This window comes from Paenibacillus sp. FSL K6-0108, assembly GCF_045040695.1.
Classification (GTDB): Bacteria; Bacillota; Bacilli; order Paenibacillales; family Paenibacillaceae; genus Paenibacillus; species Paenibacillus pabuli_B.
In genome coordinates, this window is record NZ_CP150288.1 from 707860 (window position 1) to 726953 (window position 19094).

Sequence of the window (19094 nt, forward strand, 5' to 3'; positions counted from 1 at the left end):
ACATGTCGGTACAGGATAAGAGTGACCAGCAGCCTGTGAAGCATCGTCACCGGGCGGAAGGGCCACAGAAACACGTCGTTGTTTTTATTTTCTCGATCGTCCTGACGTTAATTGCGTTCGCGGCTGCTGCCGCGGGAGGAGTTAATACGACCTTTACCATTATTATTTTGGTGGTTATGGCGATCCTTCAGGTGTTTGTACAGCTTGGTTACTGGATGCACTTGAAGGATAAAGGGCATTTGATGCCGATCCTGTTCATGTGCTTCGGATTTTTCGTAGCTTTTACGTGCATCATTATGGCACTCTATTGGGTTTGGTGGTAAAAGAGATGGCGGCGGCGCAGTGTCGCCGTCTTTTCCCCTTTTAGGCGAACCAATCCGTCAATGGATTCAGGCAACAACCAAATCAGGTCACGGGGAGGTTTCCCGTATGCTCGGGTTGCAATATTTTAGTTTCAACGATTTATGGAGTCCACTTATTCTGGCATTGTTTCTGCTTATTGCTGCAGCTTATCTGGTGCTCGTAGGTCCGTTCATTGAGCGGATCAAGGGGGCAGAACCAGCAACAGCTACGCAAAAAATCATGTTTCTCACGGGGCTTACCGTGCTGTATCTGGCTCAAGCGGGTCCATTCAATCTGTTGGGTCATGTGATGTTCAGCTTCCATATGGTGAGTATGGCTCTGTCCTATCTTGTAGCGCCACCGCTGCTGATGAAGGGATTGCCCCTCTGGGTGTGGCGCGGAATCATTCGATGGCTGCCGACACGTCAATTCTCTTTTTTGGCCCATCCAATTGTAGCGGCTGTACTGTTTAACGGACTGTTCTCGTTATATCATCTACCCGTTGTACATGATTACGTGATGTTAAACTTTACGGTTCACCGGTTGTATTATCTTGTACTTTTCATTACTTCCATGCTGATGTGGTGGACGCTGCTCAATCCGTTGCCGGAAGGGAGACAAGCGTCGGGGCTGTCCAAGATTGGATTTATTTTTCTGAATATGGTGCTGCTGACACCAGCTTGTGGACTGATTATTTTTGCTTCCGAGCCCTTGTATGCGACCTACAGCAACCCTGCCGTGTGGGCTGAGGCGATGCGGTATTGTGTATCCGGGGATTCCACGGCATTGCTGCGATCATTCGGTGGGCCGGCGTTCTTCAACTTCCTGTCCTCTGCCAAGGAGGATCAGCAGGTGGGCGGTATTTTGATGAAATTCATACAGGAAGGCATCTTTGTCTCCATGCTGGCGTATGTCTTTTTCCAATGGTACCGCAAGGAAAAACGGGAAGATGATGATGATCCGTATCCTGTAGAGAATTCGGGAGGACCACTTAATCCAGCAGCGAAATAACACAAGTATTGTTTGGACAAGAGGGGGAAACACACGATGGATATGAATTTTTGGCTACCCACGATCAGTACTTCTTTCATTGTGATTAGCGCGGTGCTGGTTGGAATTGGCTGGGTGCTAATTATCCGTGGCAAACGGGAAGCCCACCAGACTGCCATGGTTGCAGGGGCCGTTGCTGCGCTGCTGTTCTTTGTCATTTATATGTCTCGTACCATCTTTGTCGGGAATACAGCTTGGGGCGGGGACCCCGAGATGGAGATCTTTTATCGAATATTTTTGATCTTTCATATTATCCTTGCCACGGTGGCAGCGGTGTTTGGTATTTCCACTTTGGTGCTGGGGTTCAAAAAGAAATTCAAGACACATCGCCGCTGGGGGCGATTCACATCCATGATCTGGTTTGGCAGTGCTATCACAGGTGTCATTGTATACGTTCTGTTGTACCTGCTGTATCCTGGTGGTCACACACACCCGGTATGGGAGGTCATCCTAGGTGTTTAATAGTTCATGTGATGAATAGAATTCTTTGAAAATATGAAAATGGATGAATCTATCTGTTGATTGGTCCAAGCTTCCTCTCGCATTCATTCATAGAATGAGATCGAGAGGGGGAAATAAATAAAAAAACAGTCCATGTAAGTCAAACGTATCCACGTCTCACGGTGTATTCCTTGATCTGATCCGTGGCAATGATGTGGAATCCCTCATCTCCACCAATCAGCGGCTGTCTCTGGAAGAGATTCGTGCCATTCGTAGGAATCGTACTCTGCCAAGTGGTTATGAGCTGATTTAAAGAATTAAACCTCTTCTGTATTCAGGTGCCGGGTAACAGGAAAGAGCTGTTCCGAATTGTGTTCGCACAATATCGGATACAGCTCTTTTTTGGGTTTGTGGAGTTTGAGGAGTCATCTTAATCTCCACCACCACCACCGCCACTGTCCCCACCACCGCTATCTCCCCCACTGTCGTTGCTGCTTCCGCTATCGCTGCTGTGATGGTGATAAGATCCCGAAAAAGAATCACTGTCATGATGCTTGTGATCGTGAGTGTGTTTGGAATGATGAGAATAGGAGTCATCATTGGTGGTAATGACCGGGTATGCCGGAGAAGAGTCGGTGTAGCCGCTGCTACGCCGCACACGATGTCTGCCTTTTTTGGCAGAATGTCGTTTGGGTTCGTCGCGAACAATGAGCCAGATGACCACAATCAGAAAAAGGAACACAAACCCGATTTCGACCAGCGAATCCATAAGTGAATCAATCCTTTCTATGTTTCTATTTAAGTTGAACAAACGAAATTACAATGGATCATTGTACGTTCAGAATCAAGTTTTATTGTATCGTAACTCTAACCTGAATCCTATCCAATCTTCCTGATTCAGGAAAATAAGGGGTTGACGGGAATGAGGACGGTCTGTATACTGTGTATATTGATATATACAGTAGGCACAGTGATCAAAGTGTTCCAATGAATGATGGAAAGGCAGGCAAAGATATGAGCGCATGGAAGCAGGCGTGGTGGTTGACCCGCAGCGAGATGAACAAGGATAAGCTCCAATGGCTGTGGACTGCAATTTTTATGATATACACGGGCAGCATGAGCGGTGTGTTGTTTTTAGGACAACAGAAGACAGATTTCATTAATCCTGTTGTAGATACTTTCTTTTTGATCATGGTGCCATTTCAGGGATTTGTGTTCAGCAGGCGTTCCTTCCGTTACATACATGAGGATTCCTATACACAGATGTTGGCCTACTATCGCAGACTTCCCATTCCAAACGAAACGGTGATGTGGTCGAGACTTCAGCAGTCTCTGATGGCGTTTACGTATAATGGTATCTTTTTCTATGGATCACTGTATGTGGTTGGTTTGCACGAGGAAGGATTCCGGTGGGATCAGTACCTGGCCTTTGGCCTAACTTGTACAGGTTACGGACTTCTCATGACAGGCTTATATATTTACGGAGAGTTTCTGTATAGTGGTAAAAAATATTTGCTTCTCAGTTCGCTGTTCTTGCCGCTTACGATTATCATATCCTTGCTGATCCGATTGTCCGGCAGTTACGGATTTTCGATTGTAATCGATATGAGTAAAACATGGGGGCTGCTTTCCCCGATGATGTGGATTGCTTTGGTGGCTGGCCTAGCGGGATTATGGCTTTCCAGTCGATTGACGCTGAAGAAACTGTCCACTCGGGATTTGAGTTAACGGTATGAGCGATGAACATAAAAATGAATACAGGATGAAACCGGCACGGACAGGTAACAGACTGGAGTGTACCGGAGGGCGAGGTGCAGGATGTGAAAATACCCATTCAAATTAATGAAAATAGCGCTGAACCTTTATACCACCAAATTGAAAATCAGTTAAGATCGTTAATTGTTACGGGTCAGTTGGGGGAGGGAACACATTTGCCATCCATTCGTGAGTTCGCCGGAGCACTGAATTGCAGTGTTATTACGGTTAGGCGGGTCTATCAGGATCTGGAGAATGAAGGGCTGCTTCGTACGAAGCAGGGGACAGGTACATTTGTGGCCCAGGTAGAAGCCGGCGACAGAGAAAATTATAGATTGAAGGCTGCGCAGGATGCCATGCAGGCAGCGGTGCAGTCTGGAAAATCGGTAGGATGTACGGAAGAAGAAATGGAGACTCTGTTCCGGGAAGTCCTGAAGGCTGTTTACTCGAAGTGAGGGAGTGAATCATACATGGAACCTATAGCAGTTCAGTTGAACGGCGTATCCAAAATGCGAAAACGCAGAGTCATTGGCCCGATTGATCTGACCATCCCGGAAGGGTATGTAGTTGCTATCCTGGGTCATAACGGATCAGGTAAAAGCACACTTCTCAACATGCTGCAACAAGTGGTACTGCCTGATGCAGGGCAGATTATATGGTTTGGGAAGGAACATGAGGGGCCTCTTCCCATTGAGTTGAGACAACAGATCGGTTTTGTGGCTGACAACGCTGGGCTCGAGGAAAACCGGATTACTGCACAGGAAGCAGCTAATTTTCGGGCCTACTGGTACCCGCGTTGGGATATGAAGTTGTTCGACCAACTGATTCACGATATGGAAGTACCTGTTGATGTGAAGCTGAACAAGATGTCCAAGGGAGAACGGCGGAAATTCGAGATCGCTGCCGCAATCGCAGCTCGCCCAAGACTCTTGCTTTTGGATGAGCCTTCATCCGGACTGGACCCCTTTGCCTGGAAAGTGATGGTCGAGCAGTTCCGTACCTTCATGGCTGAGGGAGACACCACGATTCTGATTGCCACGCATATTGCGGATGAAGTTAAAAGGCTGGCGGATTACATCGTATTGATGCACCGTGGTCAGTCGCTGGGGATGGCCGAGAAAGATATGGTGCTCGATCAGTGGAAAGAAGTCTGGTATGAAGGAGACCTGCGACCAGAGAGTATCCCCGGTGTTGTGGAATCTTCTTTCGAAGAGAGGGGTCTGGTTCGCGTCATTACAACCCGGATCAGCGAAGCGCAGGAAAGGCTGGAGCTGGCAAATAACCGGGTATTGAAAATCCGCAACTTGGAATTGGATGAAGTCCTGGCATTCTGGATTGCCGGGTATGCACCCGTACAGTGGAAATAACCGAAGGGAGACGATAAATGATGAACCGGTTGGAATTGAAGCAGGTAGTCAAGCAATATGCAGACAAAACGGCAGTTAATGGTGTGACGCTTAATGTACAAGAAGGGGAGATTTACGGTCTGCTCGGAGCCAACGGTGCTGGTAAAACAACAACGATGCGTATGGTGCTCGGATTGATCCATCCGGACGGAGGGAATATCCTGTACAACGGCAAGCCCTACAACACGGAGTTGCAGCAAATTATGGGCTATCTTCCGGAAGAGCGCGGTTTGTATCCGAAGGTAAAGGTCAGTGAACAGATCAACTATCTGGCCCGTCTGCGCGGTATGAATGGAAAGGATGCGGATCAGAGCCTGAAGTATTGGTTGGACCGATTCGAAGTGCCCGAGTATTACGACAAAAAGATTGAGGAACTATCCAAAGGGAATCAGCAAAAGATGGGCTTTATTGCCGCAGTGGTCCACAGACCGCAAATTCTCATTCTGGATGAAGCCTTTAGCGGACTTGATCCGGTCAACGTGGAATTGCTGAAATCTACGGTGAAGGAGTTGCGTGACGAAGGCACAGCCATTCTGTTCTCGACACACCGTATGGAGCACGTTGAAGAATTATGTCGTCAGATAACCATTCTGCATCGTTCCAATACCGTTGTGCAGGGAGAGATCAAGGAGATCAAGAGCCGTTATCCACGTGAGCATGTATTCCTGAGCACCACGGGTAATGTGGGCGGTCTGGAACAGCTGCCAGGTGTGAAAAAGGTAGAGCAAAATGAGCGTGGATACCTGATCCATATTGGTCAGATGGAAGCAGCTCAGGAAATTTTGAGAGCAGCCATGGCTCAGACGACCGTTGAACATTTTGAAATTAAGGAACCAACGCTTAACCAAATCTTTATTCGTGAGGTAGGTGAGTCGAATGAATAAAATGGGGACGATTATCGGATTTACGTTCAAAAACAAAGTGAAAACGAAGTCATTCATGGTGACGACTATTGTACTTGCACTTTTAATTACGATTGGACTCAATATTCCATATTTCATTACGTTATTTAATGGGGGTTCCATCGGTGGAGGCTCGAGCACGAATCCGGTGAATATCGGCCTGCTGAGTACGGGACAAACGGAGGTAGCCGAGAAGCTGGAGACCTACTCCTCTGCACAAGGCAACCAGACGTATCGTTTTGTTAACGACGTGAGTAAAGATGAAGCGGCCCTCAAAGCCGATGTGGAGTCGGAGCTTTTGGATGGGTACCTGAAGTTTGAACCTGTTGCAGGGCAAGATTTCCCACAACCTGTCTTGTACGCAAACGAAGATATTTCCCCGCAGGTTGTAGCACCTATTGAAGCTGCGCTGCAAATTGTGAAGCTGGATGTGGTGGTGAAGGATACACTCACGGCGGAGCAAAAACAGCTCATCAGCACGCCGGTAAAACTGACAGAGCAAAGCCTGGATTCTAGCCAAAGCGGAGCTGCTGCGGAGTCGGAAGGTACCATGAGTGGCATCAACTACATTGTGGTATACCTGCTCATTATCCTGTTGTTCACATCAACGATGATGACAGGGAATATGATTGCTTCCGAGATTACAGCCGAGAAGAGTTCGCGTATTATGGAGATTTTGATTACGAGTGTTTCTCCGCTCAGTCAGATGTTTGGTAAAATTATAGGTATTTTCATGGTAGGTTTGCTGCAAATCGGTATCTTCGGTGCAGTAGTTGCCGGCAATATGCTGTTACCGCATAACCGCGATGTACTGAGTGATTTTAACATGAATCTAAGTGATGTGAACGTCGCAGTCATTGTATATGGACTCATCTTCTACATTCTGGGTTACTTCCTGTATGCGGTGATGTTCGCGGCCATTGGTTCGATGGTAAGTCGGACAGAAGAACTGGGTCAGGCCGTATTGCCGATTACGATGTTGTCTCTAGTTTCCTTCTATATTGCGATCTTCAGTATTGCTACACCGAACATCCTGTTGTTGAAGGTAGCAAGCTTCATTCCGTTCACATCGCCAACGGCAATTCTGGTTCGGATCGGGGCAGGCGTTGCGCCAACCTGGCAGATCTGGACGTCCCTGGCCATTCTCGTGGTATCCATTATGATCTTCGGCTGGCTCGCAGCGAAAATCTATCGTACAGGTGTGCTGATGTATGGTAAACGCCCAACGTTTAAGGAATTGTTCAAAGCGATGAAGGCGTATAAAATCTGATCAGCGAATTAGAATCGTCGGTGTTAACTTTAAATTAAAATGTCGGTAACTTGATGGTGTTATGTCGGTAACTTTATTTTAAAATGTCGTTTTCCCTTGATAAATCAAGGTTTTTCATCGAAGTAATTATGAAACTAGAAACGAATTGGCTTTACAGTATTATGTCGTTTTTATAAAATTTTAGATTTAATAATAAAGGGACTGCTGGAGGTAGTCCCTTTTCCATAAAGAAAGAACAAAACAAAGCTAATCCCACCACTATATTTTGGGAGTAGCTTTTAAGTTACTTCCCTCTTTGAATAGGACTAACAGGTAAGGATCCAATATGAATGATTTTGATTTGTTATATGAACTACTAAAAGAAGAGAAGAAGGAGACGGCATCAAGAAATATCAATTTGCTGAAAGGGAGAAGATGGTCGGGCTGCTTCTAGTGGAACTTTTGTTGCTGCAGAATTTTAAAAGAAACGGTCGTTTGGACTTTTTTGGAATCCATTCTGGTTTTAGAACAGAATAGTGGTTGTAGAGAAAGACACACATGACAACCACGGTCGCAACTATCGACTCTCATAGGCATATTATTCGCGGGACAAGAACATAGTCTGATTGCCGAATTGAAAAAGCATATTGCCATTCCGATTAGAAAGGTGAAGTTAAAAAAGAAACCGACCTCATTCCGATTCCAGTAGAATTTAAGGTCGGTTCGTTTGTTTTAGTGAAGGGGAACACTACCAGTAAAGAGTAAGATAACTCAATATTTCATGGAAACATTTCAATAAATTCTTTACTATATAAGTTGAACCAAAGATATTTACACTGGACACTACGATGAAAGAACAACCTTCTTTATAATGGTGAAAATTTTAGGATAGCGTATGCTTCCGATGCAGCTTTCTTTCAGAAAGCTTTTAGGCGAACACTTCGTTTCAGGTTTTTTCTGTCCTCTCCGTTTCGTGTAAATGTTTAGTTCATCTTTTATAGAGTCTTTTTTGCAACTCTCGTAGAGGCATGTAAGGAAGAGAACGTTAAAAAAGCCGTTGCATTAGATGCAACGGCTTTTGATGTGAAGAGAGTTAATACGAGATTACTTCGCTTGTGCTGGCGATTGCCTTATAGCATGCAGGCGTCAGATCCACCGGCGCTTCCGACAGCTACGGCACGGGTATCGCGCACACGAACATTACCGCTGAGCACACCGGAGTCACTGCTTAATTTGAAGGAAGGATAATTTTCTTCTGTATCGAGCTTCATGTGTTGTTCCAGGTTCAATTGCTGTTTCGGATCAACATAGAACGGAACCAGATTGGTTTCTATTTGAGCGTCAAGAGCCGCGAGTTCACCAACAATGATAATCGCAATAACTCCGTTACATCCGCAACCTTCCAAGTCATAGATCACTTTGAAATATCCGGGTTGGTCATTCAGGCTTTCCGTCAATCGTTTTGCAGCCAGATCAGTAATTTGAATATACATATAGGTACACTCCTTTATATGTGGTCATGATTGTAAGTGGTAAAAGAATTCATTCAGCTTCTATAGACCTAACTTTCAATTATGCTCTTGATATTTTTAATTGTTGCAAAGTGCATTGCTTCATGGTAAACCAGAAAACCTAGTAATTGTTCTACATTCGTAAAGATAAGTCCTGTAGAAGACTTGTAGTGAGGATTGATCTCTTCTTTCAATTTGCTTGAAAGGATCGATCGAACTCTTTCAATTTGTTCAGTTAACAAGTCAATGATCTGAGACAACGTTGGAGGCTCTATATCCCAATCAGATGGTTTAGTTCCTGGATCAAACAAATTACTAAAATTAGAAGGATATTTGGTTTTTTCCCCAGTAAGTTGGAAAGCGAACTTCTCATGTACAACATACATGTGGCCTAGATTCCATTTTATATTGTTCCTCAAACCGGTTGGAATAATCTCCGAAGCAGAGTCACTTATATTCCTTACATAATCAACTGCCTGCCGGCGAACAAACTCCAACTGATCTACGATAAAATTGCTCATGATAATGACCTCCCATAAAGTCGCTAATGAATTCGTTAGAAAAAATCCTTGTCTTTAGTTGAAGGAATTAACCCAGTCCCCGCTCCGATTTCTCCATCAACAGTCTTCAGCACATACGAACGAGACGAATTAGGCCCCGACTATTTCAGCTGTCTCCTGCCATACGAGTGTTCAGGATCACTGTCTCACAGTGTTCAGGGAGAGAAAATTATTCATTAAATCCCTCACTTTCTGTACTGATTGTATTATTATAAACCGATCGGTTTGTAAATACAAGTGTACATCCCTACTAAAGTGCCAACTTCGAATCGATTCTGACATGCATAATTTATCCAATAGCCATCAATCTTATGCGTAGTGACTCTTTTGTTCATTATCACTGATCGAGAGGGGCTAGAATCATCTCCGGCTGCAGCAATCGAAGCCCAAGTCGAAGTCGCATCTTATCCTATCTGCTAACTTGTATAGTTCCAGAAACAACATGAAATCGACAGTCCCCACAACGATGACCTCTCGTCTATCACCAGTTATGAAGCGCGGAGCGAACTTCCTCTGCGTGATTCGAGGTTGTTTCCACGCAGCCTTTGCGGTTCAGACACTTATTCAATTCAGCTGGAAAGCCCGTTTAATCTTACAAGTTGGAATTCAGTGACATGATCTACCGTCAAGTGAACAATTAAGTCCCGTTTCGTGCTTGCAGCACTCTATGAGGATTATAGCAAGCACAATCGGTCCGAATTCACAGAATAACTGTTCGAAAGTCCTTGGCCAGAACTGTTTAATTGTTCTCTTATTCGCCTGGTAATGTTGTACGTTAGTTTTGGACCGAGATTCAAGTGAAACTGTTCCGACTTGAATTATCAATTGAGTGCATTGGAACTTAAACCTACAATGCAAGAATGATAATAATATGTGACTGTTGTTGACATAATATTATTTCACAACTAAACTCAAAACACATAATTCGATAAGAACTTAGGTATACGAGGAATTGTGCATTGTTTTCATAAAGATTGTTTTTAAGAAAAGAATAAGTCTGTACAGTCTAAATTAGTGCTACTTTAGAGTTTTAAGACATGAATATAAGAAAATTTGATGCAAAAGCATGGAAGTAGGATATGAAAGTGAGCGATCTTAAGATACGTTTCTGGAAGCAGAGGGAGTCGAACTAACTAGAGGCTTTAATATACTTTAGCGGCAGGGAGGCTTTACGCACATTGGTTGAATTATTAGAAGGACGTTACTTTAAAACATTTATTGCTGTCTTGGAGGAAAAGAGCTTTAGTCGGGCAGCAGATAGACTGGGATATGTGCAATCAACGGTGACGACCCATGTTAAACTCCTTGAAGGGTTATGTAACCAAAAACTATTTCATCGAGTAGCTAGAGGGGTTATCCCGACGGAGGCTGGGCTTAAATTGGAAAAGTATGCGAACCAGTATATCCATCTGGGTAATTGCATACAAGAAGAAATGAGTGATTTAGACCAAGCTCGTGGTACAGTATCACTTCGGGTGCAAGAATCCTTTTTCTTGACTCGTATGACGGAACTAATTCAGTTTTTCAAAGATGAGCATCCTCTAATAAAATTACGCATAGAATCAGGATTCAATCAGAATATTATTGATAAAGTATTGGATCACGGGGTTGATTTTGGCATCGTGCCTCGTGATCCTCAGCGGCATGAAATACTTTTCTATCCCTTAGTACAAGAAAAGTTAATTTTTGTTGCCTCGAACCAATTGTCACAAGAGGTTGAAAGTGATGGTCTTCATGTATTGAATAACCAAACACTTATCAGCTTTGGGACAAGTTGTTTGTATCATTCGCAATCTAGTAAAGTGTTAGAGGAAGAAGGGATCCTCACTGCGGATGCACTCGAGCTTCCGAGTCTTGAGATGATTAAACAATCTGTGAAGCAAGGAATAGGGTTTGCTATGATACCCGAAGTATCTGTAAAGGAAGAACTTGAATCTGGTGAATTCAAGTCTCTGCAATTAAATGCTGAACTTTCTTCCTTACACGGTCTAATCGTTAATAAGGACAGGGAGCTAAGCTATGCTGCTAAATTATTTAAAAATGCAGTGTTAGATTATTACAGCGTAAAGCCGGCTACCTTATAGTGCTACAAGAGACAAAATAAATAAGGAAAAGAGGAGCCGAGGCTCCTCTTTATTAGCGATATCTCCGATCAATTTCATTTATCGGATAATCATTCCCAGCCATATCCCGTCTTCTCATGAGCCCATCTTCATCAAACTCCCAAAGCTCATTTCCGTGGCATCTCATCCATTGCTTTGTATTAGCATCCTGATACTCGTATTCAAAACGAACAGCAATACGGTTATCAGTGTAACACCAGAGCTCTTTCATCAGTTTGTAGTTAGCCTCTTTTGCCCACTTACGTGTCAAAAATTCTTTGATCGCTTCACGGCCCGTAAAAAACTCCGTACGATTGCGCCAATTAGAATCGACAGTATAGCCTAAGGATACTCGCTCTGGATCGCAAGAGTTCCAAGCATCTTCTGCAAATTTCACTTTTGCTAACGCAGTTTCAAGTGTAAACGGTGGTCGTATGTCTTTGCTCATCCTTCATCATCCTTTACCTTTTCTAATTAGATAAATTTGACTAATGTCGCATCCGCTCTGCAAACTCACTTATACTTACGATCGGCTTCCTCTATTGGATAATCATTTCCGACCATAACGCGACGCTGCATAAGACCTTCCTCGTCGTAGTCCCAATATTCATTTCCGTGGCATCTCATCCACTGGTTTGTAACAGCATCGCGGTATTCATATTCGAAACGAACAGCAATGCGGTTATCCGTGAAGCACCAAAGCTCTTTCATCAACTTGTAATCCAGCTCTCTGGCCCACTTGTGGGTCAAGAAAGTCTTGATCGCTTCACGTCCCGTGAAAAATTCGGCGCGATTTTGCCAGTTGGATTCAACAGTATACCCTAGGGAAACCCGTTCCGGGTCGCGTGAATTCCAAGCGTCTTCAGCAAACTTTACCTTTGCCAACGCCGACTCGTGTGTAAATGGAGGTCGTATGTCTTTACTCATAGCATCTCATCCCTTCATGTATGTTTCATCAGGCAAGTTGAGTGTAATCCTCGAAGACGATAGTATCACGAAGTTAGGTATTTCAGTTATGAATCTATTCAATTGCTGCCATTCTAAAATGAAATACATCTGCTTGCAAAACTGAATTTTGATATGCAGAAAGTTGATTTACTACTATATGACCAAGATAGAGACTGCGAATGCTTACATCGTTCCTAAAAGATGCTAGTTCATTTGTTGTACCTCTGAGAGGATAATCTGAGATATTTCAAATACGAATACTAAGAATCAAAACTATTCATAACTCTGATATAAGGGTTGTGATACTATTTCATCGAAGGGGGAACATTTTACGGCTGGAGGGGATCAGTGAAAGCTTCGTCTTAAGGCATCGCTGTGCGCCGAGAGAGTTAAATATGTGTAGATTCCTTCGCCGTGAAACAGGGAAGAAAAGAAACAGTTCACAACTTGTAACTTTTTAAAGACAACATCAAGGTGGATCGCCTGTATGAAATATCCATGTTTATGGAAAGATGGTTAGAGCAATGATCTACAGTAAAATTAGAACAGGTCATACAGTGCTCACACTGAACGGGAAATTCCAGCATTATCATAAAGCAATAGCCAGGTTGGCGGCAGCTCAAAGTGGAGCGCGAATCGTTTTGTCATGATTGTAAAATTAATGAGAAAAGGTGAGAACATGAAAATTGAGCACAAAACCATATCGGTGGATGGTATTTCAATATTTTACAGAGAAGCAGGGAATAAAGATAACCCAACGATTCTCTTACTTCACGGATATCCATCTTCGTCACATATGTATCGAAATTTAATTCCTAAGCTTGCAGGACAATATCATGTTATTGCGCCAGATTACCCCGGTTTCGGACGCAGTGATCAGCCAACCGTTGAGGAGTTTGCATATACATTTGATAATTTGTCTGAGGTCATGTATTCGTTTATTGAAAAACTGGAAATGGATAAATTCAGCATCTATGTGCACGATTTTGGCGCACCTGTTGGTTTTATATTAGCTTCAAAGCATCCGGAACGTATTCAGACTGTTATTTCTCAAAACGGAAATGCGTACGAAGAGGGACTCGAGCCTGCATGGGCTCCCGTGCGTGCGTTTTGGGAGAACCCCAAAGACGAGAACAATATCAAAGCAGTGATGGATTTGTTTAGCGAGGAAATCGTAAGGCTTCAGTATGTGAGTGGAACTCGTAATCCTGAACATATTAGCCCGGACAATTGGGTTTCCGATATGTATCGTATGAACCAGCCAGGTAATCGTGAAATCATGCTCGCATTGCATTACGATTATCAAAACAACCTGAAAGCATATCCTATCTGGCACGATTACTTTAGAAGATATCAGCCGCCAACATTAGTAGCATGGGGGAAAAACGACATGTTCTTTGGACCCAATGGAGCATTAGCGTACAACAAGGACTTGAAGGATGTTGAAATACATTTATTGAACACAGGTCACTTTCCTTTAGAAGAGGACTTGGAGATTAGTTCAACTCTCATTCTTCAATTTCTAAATGATCGATTAAATAAATAACACAGGATGAATGCATAGAAGAATGTGCAGGAACTTGTTGATAGACCCCGATTGGAGAAGAGGTACAGCGATGGTACCTTCCCAATCGGGGTATTTGAGTCGAGACTCACTATGCAAAGTTTGCCAACTTACAATCATTAAGTGCTCTACTCAGAGTGAGACTCCACTGAACGAGAGAAGCTACATTTGACGTTCCAAAACAATTGAATCAAAGGCCTAACTCGCTTAAGCCCGGATGGTCAGCTGGACGCGAGCCGAGAGGCCAATGGAACTTTCGTTCTTCTTCCTTAATCGGCATATCATTAATCGAGGCGAATCTACGTTTCATCAAACCATCATCAGCGTAATCCCAATTTTCGTTCCCATATGATCTAAACCAATTTCCGCTATCATCATGCCACTCATATGCGAATCTTACAGCAATACGGTTTTCCGTAAATGACCAAAGTTCCTTGATAAGTCGGTAGTCCAGCTCTTTGGCCCATTTCCTAGTTAAAAGAGAGACGATTTCTTGGCGGCCTGTTACAAATTCACTCCGATTTCTCCAAAAACAATCCTCAGTATAGCCAAGCGAGCAACGCTTAGGATCTCGGCTATTCCAGCTGTCCTCTGCTACACGTGCTTTTTGGATTGCTGTTTCACGAGTAAATGGGGGAGTTATGATATTCACAAAATTTCCTCACTTTCTACAATTGTGTATTAGGTAAACCAATGGCTTTAGATGGCACGCATTAGTTCATATTTATAGAGTGACAAATAGCCACTGATTTTATGCAAAATAATACTATTGATGTATCACTAATTGTAATGGGGAAAAATTGCCGCAACCTTTTTTAGACAAGGGTCGTCTATAGGGGCAAATGATTTTATACGAGGGAACTTCCCAGAAAAGTGAGGCGAATTCAACATGAAAAAAAATATACTAGCCACTATAACTGCCGGAGCACTGCTCACACTCTCCCTGAGTGCTGGCCCGATTAACGCTGCTCAAGCCAATTTTACTGACCTTCAAGGTATTGCAGGCGCTGACAAAATTGAAGCTCTGCATCAGGATGGATTGGTCAAGGGAGTGAGCGACGGCTTGTTTAAGCCGGAACAGCAATTAAATACTGCACAAGGAGTGCAGTTGATTACCGATGGTCTCGATCTGAACCTAGATGCCATTCGTTTTATCAAACTACCGCTCCCGAGTGACACTTTCAGCAACGTCAAGGACGGCGTGTGGTACAGCGATGCCTTCGTTCGTGCCCAGTATAATGGAATTCAGATGCCCAAGGACATTGATCCGACTGCAGAAATGACACGCGAACAATTCACTCTGTTCCTGATGAAGGGGATCGAAGCCAAAGGCGGCCTGCCGATGATTAATATCAAACCGGTAGAAATTACAGATGAACAGGAGCTTACTCCGGAGGCTCAGGGTGCCGTTCAGCGCTCGCTGGTTCTTAAAATCAACACGCTTGATGCGGATGGCAACTTCAATCCGAAGGAAACCATCACTCGCGCAGAAGCTGCAGTTATGATGTACAACGCCATCGAATATATGGAAAGCTTCCATGCCCCGCAAATCCCCGAAACACCTGAAAAATAAGATTTGCAATGAAGAGAGGGAAATGATGGTTGCTGAGCACCCAATCCTTCCTGCTTCTCACAGCAAATGGCCGCATGCTCCCCGGGGGGGGGGACATGCGGCTGCTTTTATTTCAAATAAATAGGCATATTAGTTTAATATGAGTGGTAAAGCATAGCACTTACAATCGGTCTATTTCGAACCACCTTAACTGGTGGGCTCGGTTGCTTTTCGGTGTCTCCCGTGTGCAATTGCACGTTCTGCAACATCGGCTATTGTAGTGTTTTCGAGTTTCCGGAGAACCAGGTTATCAACATCATCAATAACTTCCTGAAAAGCTGGACGGATACCAGAGCCCACAGGGCAGCCTTCGTTTGGTTCAGCTGGGCTCACCGATATAAATGAATTACCTTCTAGTGATTTGTAAACCTCAGAAAGAGTCAACTGATTTGCTGGCTTTAACAAACGATAGCCACCACCGCCACCCTCCTTGGTTCCAAGAAGTCCATTTTTCACAAGTTTAGCCAAAACTCTACGCAGGAAAACAGAATGAGTATTAACGCTAGAAGCGATGTAGGCACTCGAATACCCATCCTCAGATGTTGAGAGCAGTGCCAGGGCATGCACCGCTACAGGGAACCAGCTCACTGACATAAGGCAAAACCTCCAATAATTTCACGATCCAGTAAGTATTATTACCTATCGGGATCGGCTGAATCGAGAAGTAAACTAAAATCACTCTAATTACAGATAATATACTAAAGAATTTATTTTTTCCTGTCAATAAAACTGAAAGTCAAGCAATGTAACTTCAAAGATTTAAAGATGAAATATCAGGTTCACATTTTTTTTACCTGTAATTTTGATTCAGGGAGGATTCTTTTGAAATATAATGCCTGACCACAGACAATACTGAAACTATATTGATTTCAGAAACTGATTTGGTTTTAGTTAAAAACTCCTATGAAAGAAGGATTACAGATGAAAACTTTAGTTATTGTCGTCCACCCAAATTATGAACTATCACGTGTCAATAAACGTTGGGTTCAAGAATTGGATGGGAATCTGAATGTAACCATACATAACTTGTATGGATCTTATCCGGATGAACAGATAGATGTTGAACGTGAACAAAAGCTGTTGCTTGAACATGATCGAATTGTATTTCAATTTCCGTTCTACTGGTATAGCACACCGCCACTCCTTAAAAAATGGGAAGATCAGGTTTTAACATACGGTTGGGCATATGGTAGTGATGGTGTGAATTTACATGGTAAAGAACTTCTCCTAGCTCTATCGACAGGAAGCCCTAAAGAAAGTTACCAGCATGATGGAATGAATAAATACACAATGGAAGAATTTTTAAGACCATTAGAAGCGACAAGCAATCTGATTGGTTCAAAACTCCTTCCATATTTTGTTCAGCATGGTGCTATGGCTATTTCCGATGAGGATCTGGAAATTTCAGCCCGCGAATACGCTAAGACTGTTTTATCATAATGAATGATTAGACTGCCCTATTAAGGGGCAGTTTTTTTATGAATTTTTCGTTGACAAAAAACAAAAACTAAAACTATACTGGTTACAGTAACTAAAACTAATTTGATTTCAGTCAAATCGTGAGGGAGAAGAATTGTATGAATAAAAGAATGGTCGTAACAGCTTTTTTGGGAGCTGCATTGACAGTAGGTTCTCTAAATGTCGTATCCGCAGCCGCTCCGAACATTCCAGATAACAGTTTTAAATCTGTATCAAGTGTTTTGAATGAGCTTCAATCTGGAACTGCCAAGTGGGATAATAAGGATAAATCTCTAACTCTTTTTGTTGAAGGGGCAACCGTCATTCTCAAAGCAAATGATGGTACAGCGCTGGTTAACGGAGAGAATGTTAAATTGGGAGAGATGCCTTTTATTAACGAGGATAACCGTTTCTATATCCCAGCTTCTTTTGTAGAAAATACACTTAAAAAATTTATTACTGTAACGCCTGTTACAGCAGTAAGCAATGCTGATAAGGCTATTGCTGTTCTAAGAAGCTTGCAATCAGGAGATCCTACAGCAATTCAAACATATGTCAACCCTGATAAGTACATTCAACATAACCTATCCTTCCCGGATGGTCGTGATGTAATTTTGGGTGCTTTAGATCAATTAAAAGCAGCTGGGACTAAGGTTAATATCAAACGTGTTTTAGTTGATGGTGATTACGTAGCCATTCATACAGATTACAACTTTGGGGGATTAAAGGCGGGCTTTGATATTTTCCGTTTTGAAGAAGGCAAAATTGTCGAGCACTGGGACAACCTTCAAATGAAATCTGATCCAAACCCTAGTGGACACACAATGTTGGATGGAACAACAGTCATTTCAGATCGAGACAAAACAGAAGAAAACAAAGCGTTAGTCGAGCGATTTGTAAAAGATATCTTGGTAGGTGAACATCCGGAGAAACTGAATAGTTACTTTGATGGTGATAACTATATTCAACATAATCCATCCATTGCGGACGGTGTGTCTGGATTAGGAGAAGCACTCGGCAAAATGGCAGCTCAAGGAATTACCATGGAATATGACAAGATTCATAAAGTAATCGGTCAGGGCAACATGGTTCTGGTTGTCAGTGAAGGTGCCTTTGGAGGAAAACCAACTTCATACTATGACTTGTTCCGAGTGGAAGATGGCAAAATAGCTGAACATTGGGATGTGCTCGAAACGATTCCCGCACAAAGTGAATGGGGAAATAGTAACGGGAAATTTTAAATAAAAGCGAACTATATTCAGGGGAGATAAAATCATGGCGAGAAATATCAACATTAGCGAGATCCAGAGGGCAGTGGAGTTGGTAAAACAAGCAGACAGTATTGTAATTGGTGCGGGGGCAGGTTTGTCAGCAGCTGCCGGGATGGACTATGGTGATACTGAGACGTTCGCCAGATTGTTCCCCCCATTGCTTAAAAAGGGATTTCGCAGACAGTATGAACTAATAGGCTACAACAATTGGTCGGAAGAAGAGAAGTGGGCTTATTGGGCAACACATGTCAATCATGTTCGTTTTCAGTTCCCACCAAGCCCGATGTATGAACGGCTTCGCAGTATCGTGAACTCCAAAGAATATTTTGTCATTACTACGAATGTAGATGGAATGTTTCAAAAGACGGGTTTCGATGAGGAGAGATTATTTACACCACAAGGTGATTATGCTAGGTATCAGTGTGTAACGCCTTGTACCCAAGAAACCTGGCCTACGAAGCCAATCGTGGACCGGATCCTCCCTAACATTGATCCAGAAACATTTACTATACTGGACAGTGATCTCGTTCCGCGTTGTCCACATTGCGGCGGTCCCGTCTTTTTGAATGTCAGAGTTGACGCAGGGTTTATAGGCGCTCCTTATAAAGAACAGGAGATCAAATATATTGAATTTCTAAAAAAGAACGTCAACAAAAAAACAGTTTTTATGGAATTTGGCGTGGGTTACAACACACCCGTTATTATACGTTTCCCTTTTCAAGATTTAACTTACACCTACAAGAATACGCATCTCATACGAGTAAATCAGCAGGAACCACAGGTACCGAAGGAAATTGAAGAACGTGCTGTATCTTACTCAGGCAATGCGAGTATGTTCATATCTGAATTAAGAAGTAGATTAATGGTTATGTAGAAAAATAAAGAGAAAAGTCATCATTGGCTTTTCTCTTTCATTTGAGAGG

The 19094-nt window shown here is 43.1% G+C and carries 21 protein-coding genes; 14 read left to right on the plus strand and 7 right to left on the minus strand.

The window, feature by feature from the left end; all coding sequences use genetic code 11:
• The first annotated feature begins 2 nt into the window (after positions 1 to 2).
• The 3 genes from MHB49_RS03450 to MHB49_RS03460 all read left to right on the plus strand — a co-directional run bounded on the left by MHB49_RS03450 (position 3) and on the right by MHB49_RS03460 (position 1854).
• The gene (locus tag MHB49_RS03450) at positions 3 to 323 is read left to right on the plus strand and encodes a cytochrome C oxidase subunit IV family protein (protein ID WP_076290536.1); all 321 of its coding nucleotides are present in this window, start codon (positions 3 to 5) and stop codon (positions 321 to 323) included.
• 106 nt (positions 324 to 429) lie between these two features.
• A complete protein-coding gene (gene ctaG, locus MHB49_RS03455; RefSeq protein WP_405155035.1) occupies positions 430 to 1353 on the plus strand; it encodes a cytochrome c oxidase assembly factor CtaG in 924 nt (307 codons plus the stop codon).
• A gap of 36 nt (positions 1354 to 1389) precedes the next feature.
• Positions 1390 to 1854 (plus strand): DUF420 domain-containing protein, encoded by a 465-nt coding sequence (locus MHB49_RS03460; RefSeq protein ID WP_405155036.1) that lies wholly within the window; start codon positions 1390 to 1392, stop codon positions 1852 to 1854.
• A 409-nt stretch (positions 1855 to 2263) separates the two neighbouring features.
• On the opposite strand, the gene MHB49_RS03465 is transcribed toward MHB49_RS03460, so the two are convergent.
• A complete protein-coding gene (locus MHB49_RS03465) occupies positions 2264 to 2602 on the minus strand; it encodes a hypothetical protein (protein WP_405155037.1) in 339 nt (112 codons plus the stop codon).
• Positions 2603 to 2847: 245 nt separating this feature from the next.
• Here MHB49_RS03465 and MHB49_RS03470 point away from each other — a divergent pair, with 245 nt between their 5' ends.
• The 5 genes from MHB49_RS03470 to MHB49_RS03490 all read left to right on the plus strand — a co-directional run bounded on the left by MHB49_RS03470 (position 2848) and on the right by MHB49_RS03490 (position 7166).
• The gene (locus MHB49_RS03470) at positions 2848 to 3561 is read left to right on the plus strand and encodes a hypothetical protein (protein WP_405155038.1); all 714 of its coding nucleotides are present in this window, start codon (positions 2848 to 2850) and stop codon (positions 3559 to 3561) included.
• 92 nt (positions 3562 to 3653) lie between these two features.
• Positions 3654 to 4043: a GntR family transcriptional regulator gene (locus MHB49_RS03475; protein ID WP_405155039.1), complete on the plus strand. Its 390-nt coding sequence runs from the start codon at positions 3654 to 3656 to the stop codon at positions 4041 to 4043.
• Between the two features lie 15 nt (positions 4044 to 4058).
• Positions 4059 to 4955: an ATP-binding cassette domain-containing protein gene (locus MHB49_RS03480; RefSeq protein WP_405155040.1), complete on the plus strand. Its 897-nt coding sequence runs from the start codon at positions 4059 to 4061 to the stop codon at positions 4953 to 4955.
• Positions 4956 to 4975: 20 nt separating this feature from the next.
• Positions 4976 to 5878: an ABC transporter ATP-binding protein gene (locus MHB49_RS03485; protein ID WP_090904353.1), complete on the plus strand. Its 903-nt coding sequence runs from the start codon at positions 4976 to 4978 to the stop codon at positions 5876 to 5878.
• Positions 5871 to 7166, plus strand: coding sequence for an ABC transporter permease (locus MHB49_RS03490; protein WP_405155041.1), 1296 nt, complete (start codon positions 5871 to 5873; stop codon positions 7164 to 7166). Before MHB49_RS03485 ends, MHB49_RS03490 begins: the two co-directional genes overlap by 8 nt.
• 1109 nt (positions 7167 to 8275) lie before the next feature.
• On the opposite strand, the gene MHB49_RS03495 is transcribed toward MHB49_RS03490, so the two are convergent.
• Positions 8276 to 8638 carry an iron-sulfur cluster biosynthesis family protein gene (locus MHB49_RS03495; protein ID WP_405155042.1) on the minus strand — a complete coding sequence of 121 codons (363 nt, stop codon included), beginning with the start codon at positions 8636 to 8638 and terminating at the stop codon, positions 8276 to 8278.
• 68 nt (positions 8639 to 8706) lie between these two features.
• Positions 8707 to 9177: a DinB family protein gene (locus MHB49_RS03500; protein ID WP_405155043.1), complete on the minus strand. Its 471-nt coding sequence runs from the start codon at positions 9175 to 9177 to the stop codon at positions 8707 to 8709.
• Between the two features lie 1217 nt (positions 9178 to 10394).
• Here MHB49_RS03500 and MHB49_RS03505 point away from each other — a divergent pair.
• Positions 10395 to 11300 carry a LysR family transcriptional regulator gene (locus MHB49_RS03505; protein WP_405155044.1) on the plus strand — a complete coding sequence of 302 codons (906 nt, stop codon included), beginning with the start codon at positions 10395 to 10397 and terminating at the stop codon, positions 11298 to 11300.
• A 52-nt stretch (positions 11301 to 11352) separates the two neighbouring features.
• Here MHB49_RS03505 and MHB49_RS03510 read toward each other — a convergent pair whose 3' ends face one another.
• The gene (locus MHB49_RS03510) at positions 11353 to 11766 is read right to left on the minus strand and encodes a nuclear transport factor 2 family protein (RefSeq protein ID WP_405155045.1); all 414 of its coding nucleotides are present in this window, start codon (positions 11764 to 11766) and stop codon (positions 11353 to 11355) included.
• Between the two features lie 65 nt (positions 11767 to 11831).
• Positions 11832 to 12245, minus strand: coding sequence for a nuclear transport factor 2 family protein (locus MHB49_RS03515; protein WP_405155046.1), 414 nt, complete (start codon positions 12243 to 12245; stop codon positions 11832 to 11834).
• Between the two features lie 667 nt (positions 12246 to 12912).
• Here MHB49_RS03515 and MHB49_RS03520 point away from each other — a divergent pair.
• Positions 12913 to 13812, plus strand: coding sequence for an alpha/beta fold hydrolase (locus MHB49_RS03520; RefSeq protein WP_405155047.1), 900 nt, complete (start codon positions 12913 to 12915; stop codon positions 13810 to 13812).
• A gap of 208 nt (positions 13813 to 14020) precedes the next feature.
• Here the strand turns inward: MHB49_RS03520 and MHB49_RS03525 are convergent, their stop codons facing one another.
• Positions 14021 to 14482, minus strand: a complete 462-nt coding sequence (locus MHB49_RS03525) for a DUF1348 family protein (RefSeq protein WP_405155048.1) — start codon at positions 14480 to 14482, stop codon at positions 14021 to 14023.
• A 237-nt stretch (positions 14483 to 14719) separates the two neighbouring features.
• Between MHB49_RS03525 and MHB49_RS03530 the strand changes: the two genes are divergently transcribed.
• Positions 14720 to 15403, plus strand: a complete 684-nt coding sequence (locus MHB49_RS03530) for an S-layer homology domain-containing protein (RefSeq protein ID WP_405155049.1) — start codon at positions 14720 to 14722, stop codon at positions 15401 to 15403.
• A 186-nt stretch (positions 15404 to 15589) separates the two neighbouring features.
• Here the strand turns inward: MHB49_RS03530 and MHB49_RS03535 are convergent, their stop codons facing one another.
• Positions 15590 to 16036 (minus strand): Rrf2 family transcriptional regulator, encoded by a 447-nt coding sequence (locus MHB49_RS03535; RefSeq protein ID WP_405155050.1) that lies wholly within the window; start codon positions 16034 to 16036, stop codon positions 15590 to 15592.
• Between the two features lie 327 nt (positions 16037 to 16363).
• On the opposite strand from MHB49_RS03535, the gene MHB49_RS03540 reads away from it, so the two are divergent.
• The 3 genes from MHB49_RS03540 (at position 16364) to MHB49_RS03550 (ending at position 19045) form a co-directional block, all read left to right on the plus strand.
• Complete coding sequence (locus tag MHB49_RS03540; protein WP_405157031.1) at positions 16364 to 16882, plus strand: NAD(P)H-dependent oxidoreductase; 519 nt, start codon at positions 16364 to 16366, stop codon at positions 16880 to 16882.
• A gap of 137 nt (positions 16883 to 17019) precedes the next feature.
• The gene (locus MHB49_RS03545) at positions 17020 to 18141 is read left to right on the plus strand and encodes a nuclear transport factor 2 family protein (protein ID WP_405155051.1); all 1122 of its coding nucleotides are present in this window, start codon (positions 17020 to 17022) and stop codon (positions 18139 to 18141) included.
• Between the two features lie 34 nt (positions 18142 to 18175).
• Positions 18176 to 19045 carry a Sir2 family NAD-dependent protein deacetylase gene (locus MHB49_RS03550; RefSeq protein WP_405155052.1) on the plus strand — a complete coding sequence of 290 codons (870 nt, stop codon included), beginning with the start codon at positions 18176 to 18178 and terminating at the stop codon, positions 19043 to 19045.
• Positions 19046 to 19094: the final 49 nt, after the last annotated feature.